Source organism: Bacillus sp. DC4300-2b2 (genome assembly GCF_049895685.1).
Taxonomy (GTDB): domain Bacteria; phylum Bacillota; class Bacilli; order Bacillales; family Bacillaceae; genus Bacillus; species Bacillus safensis.
Genome location: NZ_JAFCSW010000001.1, coordinates 488,405 through 512,001 on the forward strand (window position 1 = coordinate 488,405; position 23,597 = coordinate 512,001).

The window sequence follows — 23,597 nt, forward strand, 5'->3', positions numbered from 1 at the left end:
TCCTAGCTGACAAGCTGCTTAATTTTGTATTCTTGAATTTTTTCGATTAACGGTTCAGCGGCACCATGGATATTGCCGACTCCATAAACCACTCGATTATGAAGCTTTTTCTCAAGCATGTTCATAATTTCTTCTGTAGATTGATATTCAAGGTTGTGTAAGTGGTCAGCCGGAATTTTCCCTTCCTCATATGCCTTCACAATCGGATCTGTTGTTTCACCAATTAAGACAAGATCACTTGCTTCAATATAAGGAAGTACATCCTCCGCAAACTGGATCGTTCTATCTACACGATCCGCACGGCAGTTCATGATAATAATCGGTTCATCTGTTGGATATCCAATTTCTTTCACACGCTTCCAAATATTCAATGTAGATGCTGCGTCATTTGCCGCAAATCCATTTACAAAGTGTCCAGGTGTTTTCGCGTCCATTAATGGAAGAATTCTCATCGCTCCTGGATCAGGCGGCGCATTTAACATTCCTCTGAATGCCGTATCTTCATCAATCCCTAATGCTTGGGCAACACCAAGTGCCAGTGAAGCATTATCTGGGAAAACCATGTACTCAAATTTCCGCAAAAACTCATCGGAAATCTTGGAATTATCTGCAACAATGACTTCTGTGTTGCGTTTTTGCGCAATCTCTTTAAAGAAATCCGTATATTCACTATCCGTAATAACCAAGTGTCCATTGTAAGGAATTGTCGCTGTAAAGGCTTCTGCTATTTCATCAAGTGTCGGCCCCATGACGTCCATATGATCTTCAAGAACGTTTACGATCACGCCAATGTTTGCTTGAAGCAGCTCTTCCTGAAAGATAATTTGGTAATCTGGATTTACCGCCATACATTCACTGACGATGGCATTTGCTCCTCTTTCAACTGTTTCTCTCATAACTTCCTTCTGCTCTCCGATATTCGGTCCTTGCGGTTTCCTTTTAATCGGTTTCTCATCTGGCGTATCCCAATAAATCATTCTTGCATCCGTTCCCGTTGTTTTACCGACAGTTTTATAACCTGCCTCCATTAAGATACCGGTTGTCAATCTTGTAACGGTAGACTTTCCGCGAATACCATTAATATTGACGCGCACCGGCAGGGCATCGATATTTTTCTGATGACGCTTCTTTTCAATAAAGCCAATCCCTAACATGATGACACAGGCTATAACGATTAACCACATCGCTATCTACATCTCCTTTTTTTATGAGTGTGATATGTAAATTCAATCAACAGTATATCTGTTCAGCATAAAATCACAATCGGTATTATGTAACATAATCTTTCACTTCCTTGTATGCCAAATTCCTCTAATCAAAAGGCTTTTTTGCCTACCCATCCTTTAAATGAAAAGGCCAAAAGGCGGACAAAAATCATTCTGAATTTCTGCTGAATTCAAGAGAAAGCGTTAACATCAATGATCCGAAAATCTTTTGTCCTTTTCTCCCTAAATTTTTCGACAATTATTAAGATGTATTTTGAATCAATGTTTTAAAACCCGATCTTCTCTATAACATCAGTCATATCAGTGCTTTAAATGAATAGTGCGTGTTTTGGAATGTTTTATATTTTTGAACGAACAGGTTAGAAAGTCATTCTCATTGGTCAGATTGCTGTGTGTTGACCTATGACAAAGGTCACCTCTGAAAAAATCAAGTCATCTGCTTATTTTTAGGTCACAAAAAATTGGGATAAGATGTAAAAGATTGATCATTTCGGTGTACCTTCTCTTTACGAGATTCACACCTTATGACCTAAACAATGAAACATTATTCATTTGTTTTTATCAAGATTCATCATTTCTTAACATTTTTAATATGAATTTAGTTGAAAGTTGTCAGCTCATGTCATGCTTTCCCCTAAGGTGACGAATAAAATTCGCTTCTCAGCTTACACTATGGTTAAAAAATCTGTGAGAGGAGGCTAAAGATGCCAAACACCAATGAGCAAACACGCCTGCATTTTTTATCAGGCAGCTTCGAGGAAAAAATTCGTATCCTGAAAAAGACATTTCAGCAAAGTGGCGATTTTGAATACCGAGAATTAATGGTAAATGAAACGAAATCTGTCCTTTTCTTTATTAAAACAAGAATAGATGAAGGAAAACTAAATGATTTCATTATCGGCAACTTGTTAGGCTCTCCTGGAAAGCAGAATTATATAAAATCTCTTAGCACACTTGAAACAGGCGACTTGACGCTGATCACAGACAGTATTATTGCAGGAAGTATTGCCTTTCTTGATGAAAATTCCTCGCAGATCAAGTTATTTGCTGTCGGACAGCCGCCGCTGCGCTCTATTTCTGAGCCTTCTTCTGAAAGTATTATCGCCGGGGCACATGATGGGTTTGTAGAAAGTATTGATACCAATATCTACTTACTGCGTTCCCATTTAAATGATCGAAAGCTCGCCATTCAATATCATAAGATCGGGACAAAATCTGAAACAAAGCTTGCAATTGTTTATATTTCTGATATCGCTAATCAAAAAATTGTAGATGAAGTAAATAGACGGATTTCTTCCATTAAAGTAGACACACTGCTAAGCCCCGGCTCGGTCGTTGAGGCAATTGAGGAAGATTCATTTTCTATTTTCCCACAGCTGATTGATACAGAACGTCCGGACAAGGTGAGATCTGCGATCCTTGAAGGAAGGATAGTCGTACTCATGGACGGCAGCCCAATGACCATCATTCTGCCTATCACGTTCTTTAGTTTCTTTCAGTCACCAGATGATTATAACAGCCGCTGGATTCCTGCTTCATTTATTCGTATTCTTCGTTATCTTGCGTGTATCATCGCAGTCATATTGCCATCTTTTTATATTGCTGTTATTGCTTTTCATTATGAGGTTGTCCCAGATGAACTAGCCATTACGATGAAGAACTCTATTATTGGCATTCCCTTTCCGCCATTGATAGAGGCTATGCTGATGGAGATCACGATTGAACTTATACGTGAAGCTGGGGTGCGCCTGCCTAAACCAATCGGGCAGACCATTGGAATTGTAGGTGGTTTGGTCATTGGGGATGCGGTTGTACAAGCAGGACTTATTTCTAATGTCCAAGTGATTGTAGTTGCTGTGACAGCTGTCGCTTCGTTTGTACTTCCATCGTTTGAAATGACGTCCACCATCAGGATGCTTCGTTTCCCGCTCATGTTTATGGCATCGATGTTTGGATTTATTGGCATTTCATTTGGGCTCGCCATTATTCTCATGAATTTATGCCGCTTAGAATCACTAGGAGTTCCATATTTATCACCTGTTACTCCATTTAACTGGCAGGACTTAAAAGATACTGTGGTTCGACTCCCAATGTGGATGTACAAAAATCGACCTGTTTATTTAAATCCGCAAAAGAAAAAACAAATTGAACAACTGAGAGGGTGGAAAAAGAAGAATGAAAAATAAAATATCTCCCCCTCAAGCTGTCTTTTTTATCATCCAGTCTCAAATTGGTGTTGGTATTTTAGCGCTCCCCCATTTACTCATGAAAGACATAGGACACGATGGCTGGATGGCGATTATTTTAGCGTGCTTTTTTATCCAGATCATCAATACCATTTTTCTTTATATCATCTACAAGTATCCTGAGACGTCATTTTTCCAAGCGTTGATTGAGGTCTTTGGAAAATGGATTGGGCGCATCTTGGTCACGCTCTATATGGTATACTTTGCCTCGGTTTGTATCGTTGTGCTTTCTATCTTCACAAGGATTCTTGGCATATGGGTGCTCCCTCTTACACCGAACTGGGTCATTAACCTATTACTCATGATATGTATTATCTATATCGCAAAGGAGCAAATTACAGCCATTGTCAGGTTTAACTTTATCTTAACTCCCTTTTTGCTTATGCTCTCTCTATTGATGTTCTATGCATTGAAAGGAACCAATATTGATTACCTCATGCCTTTTTTCCAAACAGAAGTTTCTCAACTCCAGCTTGGGTTGAAGGACGTGGTGCTGTCAATGAATGGTTTTGAGATGATTCTGGTCATCTCTCCACTGATGAAGGGCACCATTAAGGAACGATATAAAGTAATGACCATTTCAAATATATGTACTACGCTTTACTACCTATTTATTACATTAATTTGTTTTATGTTTTTCAGCCCGGCTGAGCTTGATCTCATCCCGAATCCTGTTTTGTATCTATTAAAAACCATTACATTCGGTGTCATTGAGAGGACAGATTTAATTTTTCTCAGTTTCTGGGTCTTTGTCATTTTAGCCACACTAAGTAATTATCTGTACTTTTGTGCAAATGGCGTATCCAGTATTTTAAAGAAGAAAAATCACAAAAAATATGTCTACTATTTTGCCATTTTGATTTATGCTGTCAGCTGTTTTCTTTCAACCGATAACTTTAGAATTCAGCGCTTTAATGACTTTACCACCGTTGCACAATATTCATTTATTTACACACTTCCGATCATGATGGCCGTTATCATCTTGATCAAACACCGCAAAAAGAAGGTGAAATCACATGCTTCATAGGTACACATTGATGCTGCTTATGTGTGTTTCCCTCATTTTCATGCCTGGCTGCTGGGATCAAAACCTATTAAAAGACATCTCTCTTGTTTTAACTTCAGCCGTTGATCAAGGTGAGGATGACAATGCGAAATATTCGATTACCTATCGAAAGGTGCAGCAGTCTCAAAGTATGCAGCAAGGGAATACTGGCAGCTATTTAACCACTGTTCTCACAACCGAAGCGCCTACTTTAAGAAAAGCAAGAAGTAACTTTAGCCGGAGTGTAGACCAAAAAATTGATATGTCGAAAATGCGGGTGATGCTGATCGGTGATGAATTTGCCCAAAACCGTTTGCTTCCTTACTTAGATATGTTTTATCGTGATCCGAAAAGCCCTTTGCTCGCAAACTTGGCAGTGGTGCAAGGCGGAAGCTGTGTGGAATTGATCAATCAGCTGCTCAAAGAAAAACTCATTGTAAGCGACTATTTAAACAACCTGATCACTTCTGCATCACACTCCTCTCAAGTTTCACCTAAAAACATTCAAAATGTAAGGTCCAAAATGCTGCAAACCGGGGAAGACTTCACACTGCCGTTACTCTACTACGATAAGTCAAAAAAGTTAACGAGTGTGAGAGGGGTTGCCTTATTTGATAATGAGAAAAAGAAAGGTGAACTATATGCTCAGGATGCCATCTTGCTCACCATCATGGATGGGAAAATGGGCAATTATGCAAACTTCACTAAAAAAGTAAGAAATGATATGAAATCAAAGGAGAACAATTACATCACCATTCAAGTAACCGATTCAAAGAGAGACATAAAAATCGTCAATCCTGATCATCGAAACGTAACCTTCTCTCTTGAGTTTGAATTCACCACCTCTGTTCTTGAATATCCGAAAGACAATTTAGATACAGACAAGAAAATTGAAATGTTAAATAAGAGACTGTCAGCTATATTGACAAAAGACGCCGAAAAAGTCATTGCATCCCTGCAAGAGGCGAATTCTGACGTCCTCAGTCTTGGCAGAAAATATCGAGTAAGACACTATGATGAGTATATGAAAATGAACTGGGTCACCGATTATCCGAAGGTAAAAATCATTCCAAAAGTGAAAGTGAATATTACACAAACAGGTATCATTAGTTAAAGAAAAGAAAGAAGCCTTCTTTCTTTTCTTTTTTTATTTTTTTTAGATTGTCATTTCGATGCTTTCGTGATAATCTATGTGTGTAAACGGTTACACACTCACGAAGGGAGGCTCTCCATTGGCTACAATTAAAGATGTTGCAAAAGCTGCACAAGTGTCTGTTGCCACTGTTTCACGCGTGCTCAATGATACTGGATATGTCCATTCAGATACTAAAACCCGTGTGACACAAGCAATGCAAGAGTTGAACTACTTTCCCAATGAAGTGGCTAGATCCCTTTTCAAAAGAGAATCACGCTTAATCGGCTTAATCTTGCCTGATATCACAAACCCCTTCTTTCCTCAGCTGGCTAGAGGCGTTGAGGACGAAATTCATGAGCACGGTTTTCGGTTATTATTCGGAAACAGTGATGAGGATCGAGAGAAGGAAATGGCCTACTTACAAACCTTTAAACAAAATCAAGTGGTCGGTGTCATCGCGGTTACAAATGAACCTGAATCAGATATATACAATGATGATGATCTACCTGTTGTGTTTTTAGATCGAACCGTTCCACATGCACCTTCTGTTTTTGCAGATGCTGCAGCTGGTGGCAAAATGGCCGCAATGGAATTAATCAGACGCGGCAGCCGGCAGATCACACTGCTAAAAGGACCTGCCCATCTGCAAACAGCTCGGCAGCGATTCAAGGGCGCACTCGATGTTCTCACGGATACAGGCGTCGACTTTCATGTGATGTCTAATGCTTCCTTTTCCTTTCAAGAAGCCCAAAAAAGTGCCAAAGCCCTCTTCCAGCTGTACCCTGAAACAGATGGGATCATTGCCAGCAATGACATCGTCGCAACAGCGGTCATCCATGAAGCACTTCGTATCGGAAAAGCCATTCCAGGAGACGTTCAAATCATTGGATTTGATGATATTCCGCAAAGCGAGCTGCTTTTCCCTTCCTTATCGACCATTAGGCAGCCCGCCTATGAGATGGGGAAAGAAGCGGCACAGCTGTTAATCAAAGCGATTCAGAAACAACCGATAGATCAGCCAGTTATTCAAATGCCCGTCTCTTTTATTGAACGAGAGACCACAAGAAAGGTGGATTCACAATGAGTCATATAGTTGTAGTAGGAAGCTGTTCAATGGATTTAGTCGTCACATCAAATAAACGGCCAAATGCCGGTGAAACGGTTTTAGGCGAATCGTTTAAAACGGTCCCAGGCGGAAAAGGTGCCAATCAAGCAGTCGCAAGTGCCAGACTCGGTGCAGATGTATATATGATCGGCCGAGTTGGTGATGATGCTTATGGTCAGGATATTCTCAGCAATTTACAAGCACAAGGTGTCCGTACCTCATATATGAAACCGGTTACCGAAATAGAGAGCGGCACAGCTCATATCATTTTAGCAGAAGGTGATAACAGCATTGTCGTGGTCAAAGGGGCAAATAATGAGGTCACTCCTGACTATGTAATTGATGCTCTTTCTACAATTGATGATATCGGGATGGTTCTTATCCAGCAGGAAATACCTGAAGAAACGGTCGAATCAGTCTGCGCCATTTGCAGTGAAAAAGAAATAACTGTGATTTTAAACCCTGCACCAGCCCGCAAAGTATCGAAGCAGGTTTTAGAGCAGGCTGCTTACATTACACCGAATGAACACGAAGCTATTCTTATGTTTGATGATCTGCCAATCGAAGATGCCTTGCGTCAATACCCTAACAAATTACTGATCACAGAAGGGAAAAATGGGGTTCGATATTTTGACGGTTCAAAAGAAGTGTTAGTTCCAGGTGTACCTGTCGAAGCAGTCGATACAACAGGAGCTGGCGATACCTTTAACGGAGCCTTAGCTGTCGCCCTAACAGAAGGCAAATCCCTCTATGACGCACTTGCCTTTGCCAATCTTGCAGCATCAATGTCTGTCACAAAGTTTGGCGCACAAGGCGGCATGCCAACAAGAGAAGAATTGGAGAAAAAGAAATGAAAAAAAACGGCATCCTAAACAGCCATATCGCCAAGGTGCTTGCTGACCTTGGCCATACAGATACAATCGTCATCGCAGACTGCGGCCTCCCTATTCCAGAAGGTCCAGTCAAAATTGACCTGGCATTATCGATCGGCACACCGTCCTTTCAGGAGGTCACCTCCCTCCTTCTTCAGGAAATGGCTGTTGAAAACATGACTGTGGCTAGTGAAATCAAAGAGGCCAATAAACGAGATCATTTATTTCTTAAGAAAGCGTTCTCAAAACCATTACATGAAGTAGACCACGAGACGTTCAAAGACATGACCAAACAGGCAAAAGCAGTCATTCGAACGGGTGAAGCCACCCCATACGCAAACTGCATTCTTCATGCCGGTGTCATCTTTTAAAAGGAGGAGCCAGATATGAACATAGAGATGCATAACATCCATAAGGCTTTTGGGAAAAACACCGTTCTCTCCGGGGTCTCCTTTGACCTCGTCACAGGCGAAGTCCACGCACTCATGGGTGAAAATGGTGCGGGAAAATCAACTTTAATGAACCTGCTCACAGGTCTTTATTCTTTAGATCAAGGAACGATACAAATCGACGGAAAAGAAACCGCTTTCAAAAATCCAAAAGAAGCGGAACAGCACGGCATCGCCTTCATTCATCAAGAGCTCAACATATGGCCGGATATGACCGTCTTGGAGAACCTATTCATCGGGAAAGAAATCTATACGAAGCTTGGGCTGCTAGACACAAAGAAAATGAAGGTCCTTGCCCAAACGCAGCTGGACCGGTTGTCTGTGAATCTCTCGCTTGATCAAGAGGCAGGAAGCTGTTCTGTTGGACAAAAACAAATGATTGAGATTGCAAAAGCATTAATGACAGATGCGAAAGTCATCATCATGGATGAGCCGACAGCAGCTCTAACGGAACGTGAAATTGAAAAGCTCTTCCAGGTCATTGAATCTCTCAAAAAAGAAGGCGTTTCTATCGTCTATATTTCTCACCGTATGGAGGAAATCTTCGCAATCTGTGACCGGATTACGATCATGCGTGATGGGAAAACGGTCGATACGAAAGCCATACCTGAAACGAATTTCCATGAAGTCGTCAAAAAAATGGTCGGCCGTGAATTGACAGATCGATATCCCGAGCGTACGCCTTCTACAGGAGATATTGTCCTTGAGGTGAAACAAGCAACGAAAAAAGGACAATTTCAAGATATCAGTTTCTCAGTTAAAGCTGGAGAAATCGTCGGTGTTGCAGGCTTAATGGGTGCTGGCCGGACTGAAATGATGCGGTCTCTCTTTGGCCTTGACCCTCTTGACCAAGGAGAAATCTGGGTTCATGGAAAAAAGGCTGTTATTAAAAAACCAAGTGATGCTGTCAAGCTCGGTATCGGCTTTATCACAGAGGATCGCAAGGATGAAGGGCTCATGCTTGATGCATCCATCCGAGAAAACATCGGTCTGCCAAACTTAAAAAGCTTCTCTCCAAAGGGACTGATTGATAAGAAAAATGAACAGGATTTTGTCGACCTGCTCATCAAACGACTGACGATTAAAACGGCTTCCTCTGACATTTCTGCCCGTAGCCTGTCTGGTGGAAATCAGCAAAAAGTCGTCATCGCCAAATGGATCGGCATACAGCCAAAGGTCTTGATTTTAGATGAACCGACACGAGGTGTTGACGTCGGAGCGAAACGAGAAATCTATCAGTTAATGAATGAACTGACCGATCGAGGCGTTGCCATTTTAATGGTCTCCTCTGAACTCCCAGAGATACTCGGGATGAGCGATCGAGTACTCGTCATTCATGAAGGAACCATTAGCGGAGAATTAGACAAAACAGAAGCAACGCAGGAACGAATTATGACACTAGCTACAGGAGGGAAGTAACATGAAACCACTTACTTCAAATGGACGATTTGATCACATCATGCAAAAGCTTGGGCCATTCTTAGGACTCATCATCCTTGTCGCCATTGTTTCTATTTTAAACCCAGCCTTTTTAGAACCTTTAAACATCTTAAACTTACTGAGACAAATCTCCATTAATGCCCTCATTGCCTTTGGAATGACGTTTGTTATTTTAACTGGAGGTATTGATTTATCAGTCGGTGCCATTCTTGCACTGTCCAGTGCCCTGACTGCCGGCTTTATCGTTTCTGGCATGGACCCGATTTTAGCCATTATCGTCGGCTGTATCATCGGTGCCGTTCTTGGGATGATTAACGGTCTTTTAATCACAAAAGGAAAAATGGCTCCTTTTATCGCAACACTTGCGACGATGACGATTTTCAGAGGTTTGACACTCGTTTATACAGATGGAAACCCGATTACTGGGCTTGGCTCTAACTATGCATTCCAATTATTTGGCAGAGGATATTTCTTAGGTATTCCTGTTCCAGCAATCACGATGCTTCTCACCTTTATCGTACTTTGGGTACTGCTTCATAAAACGCCTTTCGGCAGAAGAACATATGCGATCGGCGGGAATGAAAAAGCTGCGCTCATTTCAGGAATCAAAGTACCGCGCGTGAAAATTATGATCTATTCATTAGCAGGCTTCATGTCTGCCTTAGCAGGTGCGATCTTAACATCTCGTCTGAATTCTGCACAGCCAACAGCTGGTACGTCCTATGAGCTTGACGCCATTGCTGCCGTCGTACTTGGCGGGACAAGCCTGTCCGGCGGAAGAGGACGAATTGTCGGCACACTCATCGGGGTACTCATTATCGGTGTCCTGAACAATGGTATGAACTTACTTGGTGTTTCATCATTCTATCAATCTGTTGTGAAAGGGATTGTCATCTTGATTGCAGTCCTGCTAGACAGAAAGAAATCTGCTTAAGGAGGCAGCTGCTATGAAAAAATATCTTATTCTCATCCTGACTCTCTCATTGTTCATGCTTTCTGCCTGCTCACTTGAACCACCTGAGTGGGCCAAGTCATCAAAAGATGGCAAGAAAAAAGACATCAAAATTGGGCTGTCAATCTCGACATTAAATAACCCATTCTTCGTTTCTTTGAAAAACGGTGTGACAAAAGAAGCGAAAAAGCTAGGCATTGACGTCGTGATTGCAGATGCACAAAATGATTCAGCTAAACAAACAAGTGATGTAGAAGATTTAATTCAGCAAGGTGTCGACGCATTGCTCATCAACCCAGCGGATTCATCTGCTATATCAACCGCTGTCGAATCAGCGAACGCTTCTGATATACCTGTCATCACATTAGACCGCTCAGCCGAAAGTGGAAAGGTAGAAGCACTTGTCGCCTCAGATAACGTCAAAGGCGGCGAAATGGCAGCTAACTTTATCATCGACAAGCTCGGCAAAGGAGCAAAAGTCGCTGAATTAGAAGGCGTACCAGGCGCTTCCGCTACACGTGAGCGCGGAAAAGGATTCCATCAAATAGCAGATAAAGACCTAAAAGTGACAGCGAAACAAGCTGCTGACTTCGACCGGACAAAAGGACTGAATGTCATGGAAAACCTCCTTCAAGGAAACCCAGACATCAAAGCCGTTTTTGCCCACAATGATGAAATGGCACTTGGCGCGCTAGAGGCAATTCAAAGCTCTGGAAAAGACATTCTTGTCGTTGGCTTTGATGGGAACGAAGATGCACTCAGCTCAATCAAAGCAGGAAAACTCTCTGCAACGGTTGCGCAGCAGCCAGAACTAATCGGTCAACTGGCAGTCGGTGCTGCAAACGACGTATTAAAAGGGAAAAAAGTACAAAAGAACATCGCAGCTCCACTGAAACTAGAACAGAAAAAATAAACAGAACCCCCGAGAATCACTCGGGGGTTTTTCTATTACTGTGGTCTTTTCAGCACAAATGACGTGCCTAAATGGGCATAATCATTACCTGCTAGTCGCGCGACTGGTTTCAGTTCATTAGTAGAAACATAGCCTTTTTCTAGATCATAAACACCCTCATCTAAATGTGCACATACAACCCGGCCAATGATATGATCGACCGTGATCTCCCCTTCATCACTTTGAAAGGTGAGATGCTTTTCCAGCTGACATTCAAAACGAATGCGCGCTTCCTTGATCCCCGGCACTGAAATGACATGACTCTCTACTTGATGAAGACCGGTTCGTTCCAGCTCACTCTCTTCAACCGGCAGTGTAGCAGCTGTTTCATTAATATCTTCTATCATGTCTTCGTCACTCACATGAACGACAAACTCTTCCCTGTCGATGATATGCTGCGCAGTATCTTTCATCTGACCTTCACGTCGTCCGATAGAAACCGCAATGAGCGGCGGGTGTCCACTGATGACATTAAAGAAACTAAATGGTGCGGCATTGACGACATTTTCTTTAGATAGACTTGTAATAAACGCTATCGGTCTTGGAACGATAGAACCAGATAATAATTTATATGCCTCTTTTCGTGACAGCTGATCCATTTGCAATGTAATCAATTCAAGTACGCCTCCTTTTAATGTAACGACATCATACCATAACCCGTTCCCTATACCTCTTATTCCAGCTCGGTGCGATGCAGAATATGGTGGACAAGATGAAATAAAGCAGGATTATGATTTTCCCGTCTATAGGAAATCGTCCATTCCGCCAGAAGCTGTTCATCCTCAATCGCCCTATATACAACATCCAGATTAAATAAACGCCGGGCTGATTTTGGAATCACTGCAATACCGATCCCTGCTGTGACAAGGCCAATAATCATTTGATATTCCGCCGCTTCCTGCACAATATTTGGAGAAAACCCGTACTTTTCACATAGCAGAACAAAGTGCTGATAAAGGGATGGCCATGATTCCTGTGATAAAGAGATAATCGGTTCATGACGGATATCTTCAATCGTGACCGTCTCTTTATTAGCCAATCGATGATTTTTTGGAATCGCAAAAATACATTCACTTTGCTTCATTAAACGACTGACTAGTTCTTCATGCGGCGATGTAGGATGTAAAAAACCGATATCAATCTCACCATTTAATAGTGCCTCTAGCTGCTGCGGAACAGAAAGCTGCTGCAGCTCGATACTGACAGAGGGATACAGCTCCCTGAATTCACGAACAACGGGCGGCAGAATATCATACGTCGCAGTTCCAACAAAACCTATGATGATTTTCCCCAGCTCTCCTCTTGCTGTATGACGGGCATGATCAACCGCTTTATCAAGCTGCTGCAGCACTCCCCGAATCTCATGTAAAAAGACCTTTCCAGCAGCTGTTAGCTCCACCACCCGTTTCGACCGGTGAAATAAAGGAAAACCCAATTCTTCCTCAAACTGCTTAATTTGCTGACTAAGTGGAGGCTGTGTCATATTCAACCGGGCGGCTGCTCTGCCGAAATGCAGCTCCTCCGCTACTGTGACAAAATACTGCAAATGTCTCAGTTCCATCCTTTCACTCCTCACACACTTATTCGTGAAACATATCAAAACTATGTTAAACATATATTGGAAATTTTATTTTATGAAATGTATAGTAAATCATATCATGAAAATATATTTTCATAAAAAATTTTACTTGCCGAAAGGAGTGCGGGGTAAATGAAATCTCAAGCACAACCCCTAACAAGACGAGGAGCAGAGTTGATTGTTGATACGCTGATTGCTCAAGGTGTGACCCATGTTTTTGCCATTCCAGGTGCAAAAATTGACGCTGTATTTGATGTATTAAAAGACAGAGGTCCAGAGCTTGTCCTATGCAGACATGAACAAAATGCAGCCTTTATGGCAGCTGCTGTCGGACGACTAACTGGCAAACCAGGTGTTTGTCTCGTCACATCAGGTCCTGGTGCATCTAATTTAGCAACAGGTCTATTAACAGCCAATACAGAAGGTGATCCTGTTGTCGCAATCGCTGGAAACGTCATTCGTGCGGATCGTTTGAAACGAACACATCAATCACTCGACAATGCGGCATTATTCAAACCAGTCACAAAATATAGCGTTGAAGTACAAGACGTTCATAATATACCAGAAGCATTAACAAATGCTTTTCGCGCGGCACAAAAAGGGCAGGCTGGAGCAGCATTTATCAGCTTTCCACAAGATGTCGTGACAGAACACACCACACAAACAGCAGTGTCTGCTCACCCTTCTCCAGAATTAGGTCCTGCACCGGATGCTCTCATCAGTTCGGCTATCGCCAAAATTCAAAATGCACACTTACCTATTGCGATTGTGGGAATGAAAGCCAGTCGTCCAGCTGCTGCAAATGCCACAAGAGCATTATTAAAAACACTTGGTATCCCATTTGTTGAAACGTACCAAGGAGCCGGCGTTCTCTCAAGAGAGCTCGAGTCTCAATATGTAGGCAGAATCGGCTTATTCCGTAATCAGCCGGGTGACCTTCTCATTGAACAAGCAGATGTCCTTTTGACCATTGGCTTTGATCCAATCGAATATGATCCGAAGCATTGGAATCTTCAGCCGCAGCAGCGCCAGATCATCCATGTTGATGACATGCAGGCAGATATTGACCATTTTTATGAGCCAGCGCTTGAACTTGTAGGCAATATTTCTGAAACCGTCAAACATCTAGCGCATGACAGTGTTCCTCTTTCTCTATGCAAAGAGAACATAGAATTAGTCACTGAATTACAGGAGCTATTAAGCGACATTGAAAAGGCACCAGAAAGAGAAAGTCATCGAGCTCACCCGCTGGATGTCATTCATACATTAAGACGCCTGATTCCTGAAGACACAAAGGTCACATGTGATATCGGATCTCACGCGATTTGGATGTCCCGTCACTTCCGCGTCTATGAACCGAACTCATTCTTGGTGAGTAACGGCATGCAAACATTAGGCGTCGCATTACCATGGGCAATTGCGGCATCTATATTGAATCCAGATGAAAAGATTATTTCGGTTTCGGGTGATGGCGGTTTTCTTTTCTCCGCAATGGAGTTAGAAACAGCTGTCCGCAAAAAGACAAACCTCGTTCACCTTGTTTGGAACGACAGCACATATGACATGGTTGCGTTCCAGCAGGAAATGAAATATGACCGTACATCCTGCGTTGAATTCGGGCAGATCGATTTAGTGAAATATGCGGAAAGCTTTGGAGCGACTGGATTACGGGTCAACTCACCTGAGGAGCTTTCAACCGTCCTTCAAAAGGGTATAAACATAGAAGGACCCGTGATCATTGACATTCCGATTGACTATCAAGATAACCCTGACCTCGCCAGTCAAAAATGGCCAGAAGTCTATCGCAAAAAACACACAGTGAACGTCAGATAAGTCTTCGATACATTACATTAAAGGAGTGAGCGGATATGGGTATGATGCACCCAATGAATCAACAGAATGACACAAGACAGCATGACAAACAGCAAGAGGTTTATCAAGTATCGACAATGACCTCCCTGCTGGAAGCCGTATATGATGGAGATTTCTCCCTCGCGCATATTCCTGAACACGGTGATTTTGGCATCGGTACATTCAATCAATTAGATGGAGAGCTGATCGGCTTTGACGGCGCATTTTACCGGCTGCGCTCGGATGGAACAGCGACACCGGTCACCAATCAAGATTATTCACCATTCTGCTCTCTAGCATTCTTTGAAACAGATATCGTTCATCGAATTGATGCACCTATGACGTCCAAAGAACTTGAAGAAGAAATCGACCGCATTTTACCAAGTAAGAATATCTTTTATGCGGTCCGCATTGATGGATCTTTCAAAAAGGTTCAAACACGTACCGTTGAAAAACAGGAAAAACCTTACGTTCCGATGGTAGAAGCAGTCAAGTCTCAGCCTATTTTCGACTTCGAGGATATTCAAGGTACGATCGCAGGCTTCCGTACACCACAGTACGCCCACGGCATTGCGGTAAGTGGATATCACCTTCATTTTATTGATGAAGATCGAAGTGTTGGGGGACACGTATTTGATTACACCGTTGATCAAGTCACCATTCGCATTTCTCAAAAACGTCATATGAATTTACACCTGCCGAATACGCAGGAATTCTTCCAAGCTGACATTGATCGAGCTGACCTTGCACAGCAAATTGCCAGTGCAGAAAGCAGCCCGGATCAATAAATGAAGACACCCCGATGAGCTCGGGGTGTCTTTTTATGCATAAAGATGTTTTTTCGCCCGTAACGTTTTCGTTTCGATACTAAATGAGAAATCAACCATTCTATACGTAATTAAATATGATAGAATATCAACAGAAGAAAGGTGGTTATATGGTGTCAAAAGACTATAGCATTCCGAACTTAACATTGGACGAAAGAGATAAACAAATTTTATCCCTATTACACGAGGACGGGCGCATGTCTTATACAGATCTCGGCAAACAGGTCGGTCTGTCACGTGTTGCCGTACAAGCCCGCATTCAGCAGCTCGTTGAAGCAGGGGTCATTGAACGATTCACCGCTGTGATTAACCCCGCGAAGGTTGGCATTCATGTCTCTGTCTTCTTTAATGTAGAGGTAGAGCCGAAATTTTTAGAAGCGGTTGCCCTTCAGCTTGAAAAGGAAACAGCTGTCACAAGTCTTTATCATATGACAGGACCAAGCAAGCTGCATATGCATGGCATTTTTCAACATGAACAGGAAATGGAGACATTTCTGACAAAAAAGCTATACCCACTAGAAGGTGTCGTCAGTGTGGACTGCCAAATGCTCATTAAACGATACAAAAGCCGCATGGGCATGAAATTGTAGACAGGAGTTGAACCACTTGCAATCATATATCGAACTCATTATCGCTATGGTGCGAACCGGGATTCTCGGTTTTGGCGGAGGCCCTTCCGTGATACCGCTTATTCGCCATGAAGCGGTGGTGAAATATCAATGGATCAACGATGACGAATTCGGAGAAACACTCGCCATCGCCAATGCATTACCAGGCCCGATTGCAACCAAAATGTCGGCATACCTCGGCTATCGATTAAAGGGCGTATCTGGCGCAATTGTCGCAACAGCTGCTCATATTTTACCGACATGTCTCGCTATGGTAGCCCTTGTCACACTTGTCAGCGTCTTAAGCTCCTCACAAATCATTCAAAATATGATTGGTGCTGTGACCCCTGTCATTGCCGTTCTGTTAGGCATCATGGCATATGAGTTTGGACAAAAAACGCTGAAAGGCTTCGGCATGATCTTCGGGATCGCTCTATTCATTCTTGCCTTTGTCGGGCTGCAAGTGCTGTCCATTCATCCAGGAATCATTGTGATGATCTTTTTATTTTATGGCGCTTTTCATTTTAAGCTGAAAAATCGCTGGCATCGGTCAAATAAAGAGAAAGGAGTGTCTTCATGATACTGATTCTCTTTTTATTCTGGGCATTCTTTTTATCTAATCTATTAGGATATGGCGGAGGCCCTGCATCCATCCCGCTCAATTATGAAGAAATCGTCAATCATTTTCATTGGATGACGAACGAAGGATTTTCTAATATGCTGGCTTTAGCCAATGCACTGCCGGGGCCAATCGCTACGAAGATTGCAGCATATGTCGGCTATGACGTCATGGGCTGGCCAGGTTTTATCGTGGCACTGCTTGCAACTGTTCTGCCTTCCGCTGCTGGACTCATTTTATTGCTCAAGCTCATTGACCGTTTTCGCCAATCTCCCGTCGTAAAAGGCATGACCTTATCCGTACAGCCTGTCATTGCGATGATGATGCTTTTATTAACATGGGAAATCGGCGGAGATGCAGTGAAAGCCATCGGCTGGACACAATCTCTCGCCATTGCCACGATCTCCTTTTTCTTGATGACCAAATTCAAGCTGCACCCTGCCTTTCTTATTGTGGCTGCTTTCTTATATGGTGGGTTCATTCTGCCGCATTCATAAAGACCGATAACATTCACTGTTATCGGTTTTCTTTTACATATAAATTGGAGAAACTGATCTGCGCCCAATCGAATGATACTCGACCCCTGCTTCTTCTGCCGCTTCAAGTGTATGACAGTTTCGTCCATCGAAAATAAGCGGCTGCTTCATCCATTTTTTGTAGGACGCGAGTGGAAACGACTGAATATCCGCCCACTCTGTTAATAGACAGACCGCATCGGCATCCTTGATCGCTTCCTCAATCGTTTGAGCAAATAAGACTTGATCCGGCAGTTCACGAGCTGCATGCCGAGCAGCAACAGGATCATACGCCACAAGCTCCGCACCTAATTCATGAAGCTCATGAGCGATCGGAATAGATGGTGCCTCCCTCATATCGTCTGTATTCGGTTTAAAGGACAGACCAAGAAGCGCAATTCGCTTCCCTTCAAGAGCTGCCCCCAGCCGCTCCTGAATATTTCGGATAAAACCTATCCTTTGCTCATTATTTACTTTGATGACAGCCTTTAACAGCTCAAAATCGTGGGACACATGCCCTGCAATTTGGACAAGTGCATTTGTATCCTTCGGAAAACAAGAACCTCCGTAACCAATGCCCGCTCTTAGAAAGGAAGAACCGATCCGCTGATCAAGCCCCATTCCCTGCGCCACCCATTCAACATCAGCCCCTGTTTTTTCACAAATGGAGGCAATCTCATTCATAAAGCTGATTTTTGTCGCCAGAAATGCATTTGATGCATACTTGATCATTTCAGCACTTTTACGGTCTGTTTTGACCATTGGAAGGTGGAAGTCAGCATACATGTCCTCCAGCTGATCTAATACGGCTTTTGTTTCAGCACCAATCACAAGCCGATCCGCCCTCAATGTATCTGAAATGGCAGAGCCTTCCCGTAAAAATTCTGGGTTAGATGCAATAGCTAATGGCTCCTTCCGTCCTAATTCTTGATGGATGAGCTGATCGATTTGATCCCCCGTTCCGACAGGCACCGTACTTTTCACCACAAGAATTGCCCCTGACTTTGCTTTTAAGCCCATCTCTTTGGCAGCCTGAAACACAAACTGTAAATCAGCTTGGCCATCTGCCTGCTGCGGGGTGCCGACCGCGATCATTAATACATCTGCCTTCGTGTAGGCTTCCGCTCCATTTATGTGAAAATGAATTCGTCCCTGCTCAAGGTTGCGTTTCAATAGCTCTTTTAACCCGGGCTCATACATTGGGGGAGTTCCCTGTTTCAGCTGCATGACCTTTCGGCGGTCAATATCAATACACGCCACATCATGTCCTGCCTCCGCTAAACACACACCTGTCACAAGCCCCACATACCCACAGCCTGCAATCGCAATATTCATGACACCATCAGCTCCCCATACTCCTTATGCTTGTAATGACATCGTATGCCGGGAGCTTTCATTCCATTCTTAAAAGCATACAAAAACCCCCCGCCATCACTAGCAGGGGGTCACTTTTATGAAACAAGACCATTTCGAATATGAGCAATCAGATTTTCAAGCATTTCTTTTGTTGTGACATCATTTGAATTTTCACCAATATCATGAGCGTACATCAAAATCTTTAAAAACTCTTCTTGATTTAAACCCTTATTATCCATGTCTGTATCCTTTCGATTCCACTAATTTCATTATTATATGCTGTAAGGTTGGTTTATGCAATACTCTATTACATCATTCGACAGCTTTTGAAATTTATGACCATTTTCATGAAAAACTTTTTTATAAATCCCCATTGAGCTATAATAAAAGAATTGGAATCTTTTACTTGGTTAGGAGCGGATCAAATGCTTCAGCACAACATCAACGAAGAAGAAATCAAACAAACAGCCGAACAGATCAAAGAACTTCTTCCTGCAACAGATGAAAACAAACAACTCATCAAAAAAGCATTGATTACTTATAGACAGGACAGCGTATATCGGCTCAAGCAAGAGTCTGATACTGAATGGTCAGCTTATGTACATGATGTCGTGGCAGCAAGAGTCCACCTTCATGTGCTGTTTCCTGTGAGAAGCAGCTGCTCATGTCCAGCAGATGGACTTTGTAAACACATTCTCGCTGTCTTCTTTTCGCTATACGCTCAAGTAGAGAGTGTAACCGGATTTACAGAAAATTGGTCAGAAAAGGATGAATTACAGCGCAGCAAAGAACTAATTCGCCAGCACTTCCAAGTGAAGCGCCCAGACGAACAATCGCTCCAAAGCTGGCTGACTTTTTTCCAAGAGGAATTTAACCTCTGGCTGAAACGGACACCGAAGCACCAGCAAACACCGCAGCATTTGTATTATGGCTATTTATCGATTCTAAAAAAACACGCACCTGCTTCACCTGAATTCAAGAGCTTGTATGCGATTCATACGTCGATCGATGTATGGCTGAGGCTTCATGAACTCGTCGACCTCGGCCGCCTTGATGCCGAAAAAGACTTTTATTCCATGAATCCATATGTAGAACAGCTCATGAACACCATTTTCGATTCAGTGGATCATTTGAAGACATATGCCCTTTCCTTTTCCCTCGATCCGTTTCTTGAAAACACACCAACTGCCGTTCGCACACTTCTTCAAATCAATGGACCTTTCCAGCATGAACGAGTAGCGGTCTTTATGGAGATTTGGGGCACCATATTAAATAGAGGGAAATGGGTCAAAAAAGAAACAGAATTACTAAAGAACGCCCAGAAAAAAGAACAAACGGTTGAACGTACCATCGGGCTGATGCACATGGACTATTTACTGAAAGAAGATGAAAGCCTCTTTCAGCAATTACAGCTGCTCAATGCGGATATGCTACCAAATGTGCTCAATTGGCTGAAGGATCTCACAAACCGAAAAGACTGGAAGCGGCTCAAGCTCTGGTATCACGAAATCACCTATATATTAGAGGAATATTGCCAGCTCGACCTTTCCTACAGAGAACTGCGGGGGGCTGTCAGTGATTTCTTCTTTTATTTAGATGCATATTTTAAGCAGACGAAGGATCATCATTTATATGAACGCTATCTCCAAATCTGTATGCCCTATGCGTTTACAGAATACAGTCAGCTATTGTATACACAGCAGCGTTATGCGGAATGGATTGAGATTCACAGCCTTGTTGGTTTCACCATTAGTGAACTGGAGAAGGATCTGATCAAACAGATTGCAAAAGAGGAGCCAGAAGCCCTCATTCCATCGTACCACCGTGAAATCTCACTGCTTCTCGATCAAAAGAATCGAAGTGCTTATCGAGAGTCTGTGAAAATGCTGAAGAAACTGCGCACGCTTTATCATAAAACGAAAAAAAACGCGATTTGGGAAAGGTATGTAAAGCAGCTGCAAGATTCAACAAAACGGCTGCGTGCGTTCCAAGAGGAAATGAAGAAAGGAAAATTGATTGATGACACGCCATAAACAAATTGTCATTCATGCAGAACAAACAGAAGATTTCTCTTTCACCATTTCAGCGCAAGCAGAGGACGGACACCCTGTTCCGCTTAATGAAATGAAGAGGCAGCTTTTCCAATGGCACGAATCTTCTTTCTACGGAACATTCTTAGAAGATGTCAGCTTTATTGGTACACCTGCCTTCCTGTTAAGCCCTTGGATGACCGTTGAATTGCTTGGTAAAAATTCATTTAATACGTTTAGTCATGTGACCTTAACAGATGAAACGGAGCCACTGATGAAAACAGCCTCCACCATTTTCGAATTTATCGAGGACGAAGATTTCGTTCCCGATTATGAGGCGTGGACAAAAGGCGAGCTTCGGTTTAAAGATAAAGAAGGCCTATTAGATGGCTATACGGCTGATTGGTTCTCCTTTGCTGTACAGGATTACATTCAATATGATGATACCTTGCAGCACAAATGGGAACACATGAACGCACAATCGCCTGCGCTCTCAACCTTCCAAGGACATTTTCTAGATGAGCAGGATTTCTTGGAGACGATTGGCTGGATAGATGATGAGACGCCGTTCACTGTCGGCTTGCGCTTAAATGAGCCGGATTTTGACGGAGATGATTGGAAAATCGAATTGTTTTTGCGAGATAAGAAAAACAGTGACCTTCACTTTTTTGAAGGCATCCGTTCATTGAAAAGGTCTTGGCATCCGTATCAAGATAAAATTTCAAGAGAGCTGGAACGATTCAGTCAAATTGTCCCTTGGCTTTCTTTCACATCTGGCACCACACTCATGTCAGAAGAAGAGGCGTGGCTCTTCCTATCTGAAGCGAGTGAAACCCTTGTTAATATGGGTATTGAGATTCTGCTCCCATCGTGGTGGCAAATTGTTAAAGACAGTACGATGATGTTAAAAGCAAGGATCTCTTCTACACCGCGAGGCGAATCGCATGTCGGAATGGACGCATTAATGGATTTTAATTGGCGCTTTGCTACAAACGGCATTGAACTGACAGAAGATGAGTTCAACGAGCTTGTCCAAAGCAAACGACGCCTTGTCAATATTCGAGGACAATGGATCAAAATAGATCCGACCTTCATCCAGCAAATGAAAAAGTGGATGGAGCGTGCCGAAAACGAAGGACTTCACATGTCTGATATTTTGTCACGCGAACTGGCAGATCAAGAAGCCTCCTCTGAATCGATTCCAGAGCTATTGGACAGTTCAGCATTTGCCCATATTCAATTTGAACTTTCATCCCAATTAAGAGGGCTTGTCCACCAATTAAATGATACGCACGAGCTGCCTTCATACGAAATGAGTGAGTCCTTTAAAGGCACACTGCGTCCGTATCAGCAGCATGGCGTGAACTGGCTTTTATTTTTAAGATCGCATGGATTTGGGGCTTGTTTAGCAGATGATATGGGCCTTGGAAAAACGATTCAAATGATCGCGTATTTCACGTATTTGAAGGAGCAGGAGCAAAATGCCGCTCCCTCTCTCATCATTGCGCCGACCTCTGTTTTAGGAAACTGGCAGCGAGAGCTCGAAACATTCGCACCACATTTGAAGGTTGCCCTGCATTACGGCCCAGCACGTCCACAGGGAGAGGACTTCACAAAAGCATACGAGTCCACAGATATTGTTCTGACATCTTATGGACTCTCACATTCTGATCGTGATGAATTAACGGCAGCAAAGTGGAATACCATTTGCTTAGACGAAGCCCAAAACATCAAGAACGCTCATACAAAACAATCGAGAGCGATTAGACAGCTCAAAGGACAGCATCACATTGCCCTCAGCGGGACACCAATGGAAAACCGTTTGACAGAACTTTGGTCCATATTCGACTTCGTCAACAAAGGATATCTCGGCAGCCTGACCGGCTTCCATAAAAAGTTCGTCCTTCCAATTGAAAAAGACCGTGAAGAAAAAAGAATTGAACAGCTGCAGCAGCTGATCAAACCATTTTTATTAAGACGAACAAAACAAGATGAAGAAGTCGCCCTGAACCTGCCTGAGAAACTCGAAGAAAAAGAATTCATTCCGCTATCCGCTGAGCAGGCGTCTTTATATGAACAGCTCGTGAAGGATACATTTGAACATATGGCATCATTAACAGGGATGCAGCGAAAAGCCATTATTTTAAGTATGCTTGGCAGACTCAAACAGATTTGTGATCACCCTGCGCTCTATTTAAAAGAGAGTGGAACAGATGTGAAACTGCTGAAACGTTCGTTAAAAATGGATAAACTCGCAGAGCTGTTAAAAGCGATACATGAGCAAGGAGAAAGCTGCCTCATCTTTACGCAGTATATTGAAATGGGCAACATGATCAAGCAGCTGGCAGAAAAGATGTTTGGAGAACCGGTCCAATTTTTAAATGGCAGCCTCTCAAAACAGGAGCGGGACAAAATGGTGGACCGCTTCCAGAAGAAAGAATTCAACATTTTAATTCTTTCTTTAAAGGCAGGAGGAACAGGACTCAACCTAACCGCCGCAAACCATGTCATTCACTACGATAGATGGTGGAATCCTGCTGTGGAAAACCAAGCGACAGACCGAGCTTATCGGATTGGACAAAAACGATTTGTTCACGTCCATAAGATGATCACAACGGGCACAATCGAGGAAAAAATCGATCAAATGCTCGAAACAAAACAAACATTAAATGATCAAATTATTCAAAGTGAGAGCTGGATTACAGAGTTATCAACAAATGAACTCGAAGATTTGTTTACCTTAAGTGCCGCCGCTCAATCATCTTAATTACAGCAAAAAGAGGACTTTTC

At 42.8% G+C, this 23,597-nt stretch carries 21 protein-coding genes; 16 read left to right on the plus strand and 5 right to left on the minus strand.

Annotation, left to right across the window (positions count from 1 at the left end):
* Positions 1-2: 2 nt before the first annotated feature.
* On the minus strand, positions 3-1,184 hold the full coding sequence (gene pgsB, locus ACP69X_RS02520) for a poly-gamma-glutamate synthase PgsB (RefSeq protein ID WP_041087937.1): 1,182 nt from the start codon (positions 1,182-1,184) through the stop codon (positions 3-5).
* A gap of 746 nt (positions 1,185-1,930) precedes the next feature.
* Between pgsB and ACP69X_RS02525 the strand changes: the two genes are divergently transcribed.
* From ACP69X_RS02525 to rbsB, 9 genes are all read left to right on the plus strand, one after another.
* Entirely contained in the window at positions 1,931-3,412 is a 1,482-nt protein-coding gene (locus tag ACP69X_RS02525) for a spore germination protein (RefSeq protein WP_411242547.1), read from the plus strand.
* Positions 3,402-4,499 (plus strand): GerAB/ArcD/ProY family transporter, encoded by a 1,098-nt coding sequence (locus ACP69X_RS02530; RefSeq protein WP_305960505.1) that lies wholly within the window; start codon positions 3,402-3,404, stop codon positions 4,497-4,499. Before ACP69X_RS02525 ends, ACP69X_RS02530 begins: the two co-directional genes overlap by 11 nt.
* On the plus strand, positions 4,489-5,631 hold the full coding sequence (locus ACP69X_RS02535) for a Ger(x)C family spore germination protein (RefSeq protein WP_305960506.1): 1,143 nt from the start codon (positions 4,489-4,491) through the stop codon (positions 5,629-5,631). The genes ACP69X_RS02530 and ACP69X_RS02535 overlap by 11 nt, the downstream gene beginning before the upstream one ends.
* Before the next feature lie 118 nt (positions 5,632-5,749).
* Positions 5,750-6,736 carry a LacI family DNA-binding transcriptional regulator gene (locus tag ACP69X_RS02540; RefSeq protein ID WP_426052394.1) on the plus strand — a complete coding sequence of 329 codons (987 nt, stop codon included), beginning with the start codon at positions 5,750-5,752 and terminating at the stop codon, positions 6,734-6,736.
* Positions 6,733-7,611 (plus strand): ribokinase, encoded by an 879-nt coding sequence (gene rbsK, locus ACP69X_RS02545; RefSeq protein ID WP_041087928.1) that lies wholly within the window; start codon positions 6,733-6,735, stop codon positions 7,609-7,611. The genes ACP69X_RS02540 and rbsK overlap by 4 nt, the downstream gene beginning before the upstream one ends.
* Positions 7,608-8,000, plus strand: coding sequence for a D-ribose pyranase (gene rbsD / locus ACP69X_RS02550; protein ID WP_064497940.1), 393 nt, complete (start codon positions 7,608-7,610; stop codon positions 7,998-8,000). Before rbsK ends, rbsD begins: the two co-directional genes overlap by 4 nt.
* Positions 8,001-8,015: 15 nt before the next feature.
* Positions 8,016-9,497 (plus strand): sugar ABC transporter ATP-binding protein, encoded by a 1,482-nt coding sequence (locus tag ACP69X_RS02555; RefSeq protein WP_073978889.1) that lies wholly within the window; start codon positions 8,016-8,018, stop codon positions 9,495-9,497.
* Position 9,498: 1 nt separating this feature from the next.
* Complete coding sequence (rbsC, locus tag ACP69X_RS02560) at positions 9,499-10,452, plus strand: ribose ABC transporter permease RbsC (RefSeq protein WP_024423678.1); 954 nt, start codon at positions 9,499-9,501, stop codon at positions 10,450-10,452.
* Positions 10,453-10,465: 13 nt separating this feature from the next.
* Positions 10,466-11,383 carry a ribose ABC transporter substrate-binding protein RbsB gene (gene rbsB, locus ACP69X_RS02565; protein WP_041087924.1) on the plus strand — a complete coding sequence of 306 codons (918 nt, stop codon included), beginning with the start codon at positions 10,466-10,468 and terminating at the stop codon, positions 11,381-11,383.
* Between the two features lie 35 nt (positions 11,384-11,418).
* Here rbsB and ACP69X_RS02570 read toward each other — a convergent pair whose 3' ends face one another.
* Both ACP69X_RS02570 and alsR read right to left on the minus strand, forming a co-directional pair.
* Positions 11,419-12,036 carry a flavin reductase family protein gene (locus ACP69X_RS02570; protein WP_041087922.1) on the minus strand — a complete coding sequence of 206 codons (618 nt, stop codon included), beginning with the start codon at positions 12,034-12,036 and terminating at the stop codon, positions 11,419-11,421.
* Between the two features lie 59 nt (positions 12,037-12,095).
* The gene (gene alsR, locus ACP69X_RS02575; protein ID WP_073978888.1) at positions 12,096-12,983 is read right to left on the minus strand and encodes an acetoin biosynthesis transcriptional regulator AlsR; all 888 of its coding nucleotides are present in this window, start codon (positions 12,981-12,983) and stop codon (positions 12,096-12,098) included.
* A gap of 150 nt (positions 12,984-13,133) precedes the next feature.
* On the opposite strand from alsR, the gene alsS reads away from it, so the two are divergent.
* The 5 genes from alsS to ACP69X_RS02600 all read left to right on the plus strand — a co-directional run bounded on the left by alsS (position 13,134) and on the right by ACP69X_RS02600 (position 17,403).
* Complete coding sequence (gene alsS, locus ACP69X_RS02580) at positions 13,134-14,834, plus strand: acetolactate synthase AlsS (protein WP_041087918.1); 1,701 nt, start codon at positions 13,134-13,136, stop codon at positions 14,832-14,834.
* A 35-nt stretch (positions 14,835-14,869) separates the two neighbouring features.
* Positions 14,870-15,640 carry an acetolactate decarboxylase gene (budA, locus tag ACP69X_RS02585; RefSeq protein ID WP_024423683.1) on the plus strand — a complete coding sequence of 257 codons (771 nt, stop codon included), beginning with the start codon at positions 14,870-14,872 and terminating at the stop codon, positions 15,638-15,640.
* A 152-nt stretch (positions 15,641-15,792) separates the two neighbouring features.
* The gene (locus ACP69X_RS02590; RefSeq protein ID WP_024423684.1) at positions 15,793-16,269 is read left to right on the plus strand and encodes an Lrp/AsnC family transcriptional regulator; all 477 of its coding nucleotides are present in this window, start codon (positions 15,793-15,795) and stop codon (positions 16,267-16,269) included.
* Between the two features lie 16 nt (positions 16,270-16,285).
* On the plus strand, positions 16,286-16,867 hold the full coding sequence (locus ACP69X_RS02595; protein WP_041087916.1) for a chromate transporter: 582 nt from the start codon (positions 16,286-16,288) through the stop codon (positions 16,865-16,867).
* A complete protein-coding gene (locus ACP69X_RS02600; protein ID WP_370333235.1) occupies positions 16,864-17,403 on the plus strand; it encodes a chromate transporter in 540 nt (179 codons plus the stop codon). Before ACP69X_RS02595 ends, ACP69X_RS02600 begins: the two co-directional genes overlap by 4 nt.
* Positions 17,404-17,436: 33 nt before the next feature.
* On the opposite strand, the gene ACP69X_RS02605 is transcribed toward ACP69X_RS02600, so the two are convergent.
* Both ACP69X_RS02605 and ACP69X_RS02610 read right to left on the minus strand, forming a co-directional pair.
* Positions 17,437-18,756, minus strand: a complete 1,320-nt coding sequence (locus tag ACP69X_RS02605) for a UDP-glucose dehydrogenase family protein (protein WP_426052395.1) — start codon at positions 18,754-18,756, stop codon at positions 17,437-17,439.
* A 116-nt stretch (positions 18,757-18,872) separates the two neighbouring features.
* Positions 18,873-19,016, minus strand: coding sequence for a hypothetical protein (locus ACP69X_RS02610; protein ID WP_003214884.1), 144 nt, complete (start codon positions 19,014-19,016; stop codon positions 18,873-18,875).
* Between the two features lie 186 nt (positions 19,017-19,202).
* On the opposite strand from ACP69X_RS02610, the gene ACP69X_RS02615 reads away from it, so the two are divergent.
* Both ACP69X_RS02615 and ACP69X_RS02620 read left to right on the plus strand, forming a co-directional pair.
* Entirely contained in the window at positions 19,203-20,810 is a 1,608-nt protein-coding gene (locus ACP69X_RS02615) for an SWIM zinc finger family protein (protein WP_073978886.1), read from the plus strand.
* Positions 20,797-23,574 (plus strand): DEAD/DEAH box helicase, encoded by a 2,778-nt coding sequence (locus ACP69X_RS02620; protein WP_041087910.1) that lies wholly within the window; start codon positions 20,797-20,799, stop codon positions 23,572-23,574. The genes ACP69X_RS02615 and ACP69X_RS02620 overlap by 14 nt, the downstream gene beginning before the upstream one ends.
* Positions 23,575-23,597: the final 23 nt, after the last annotated feature.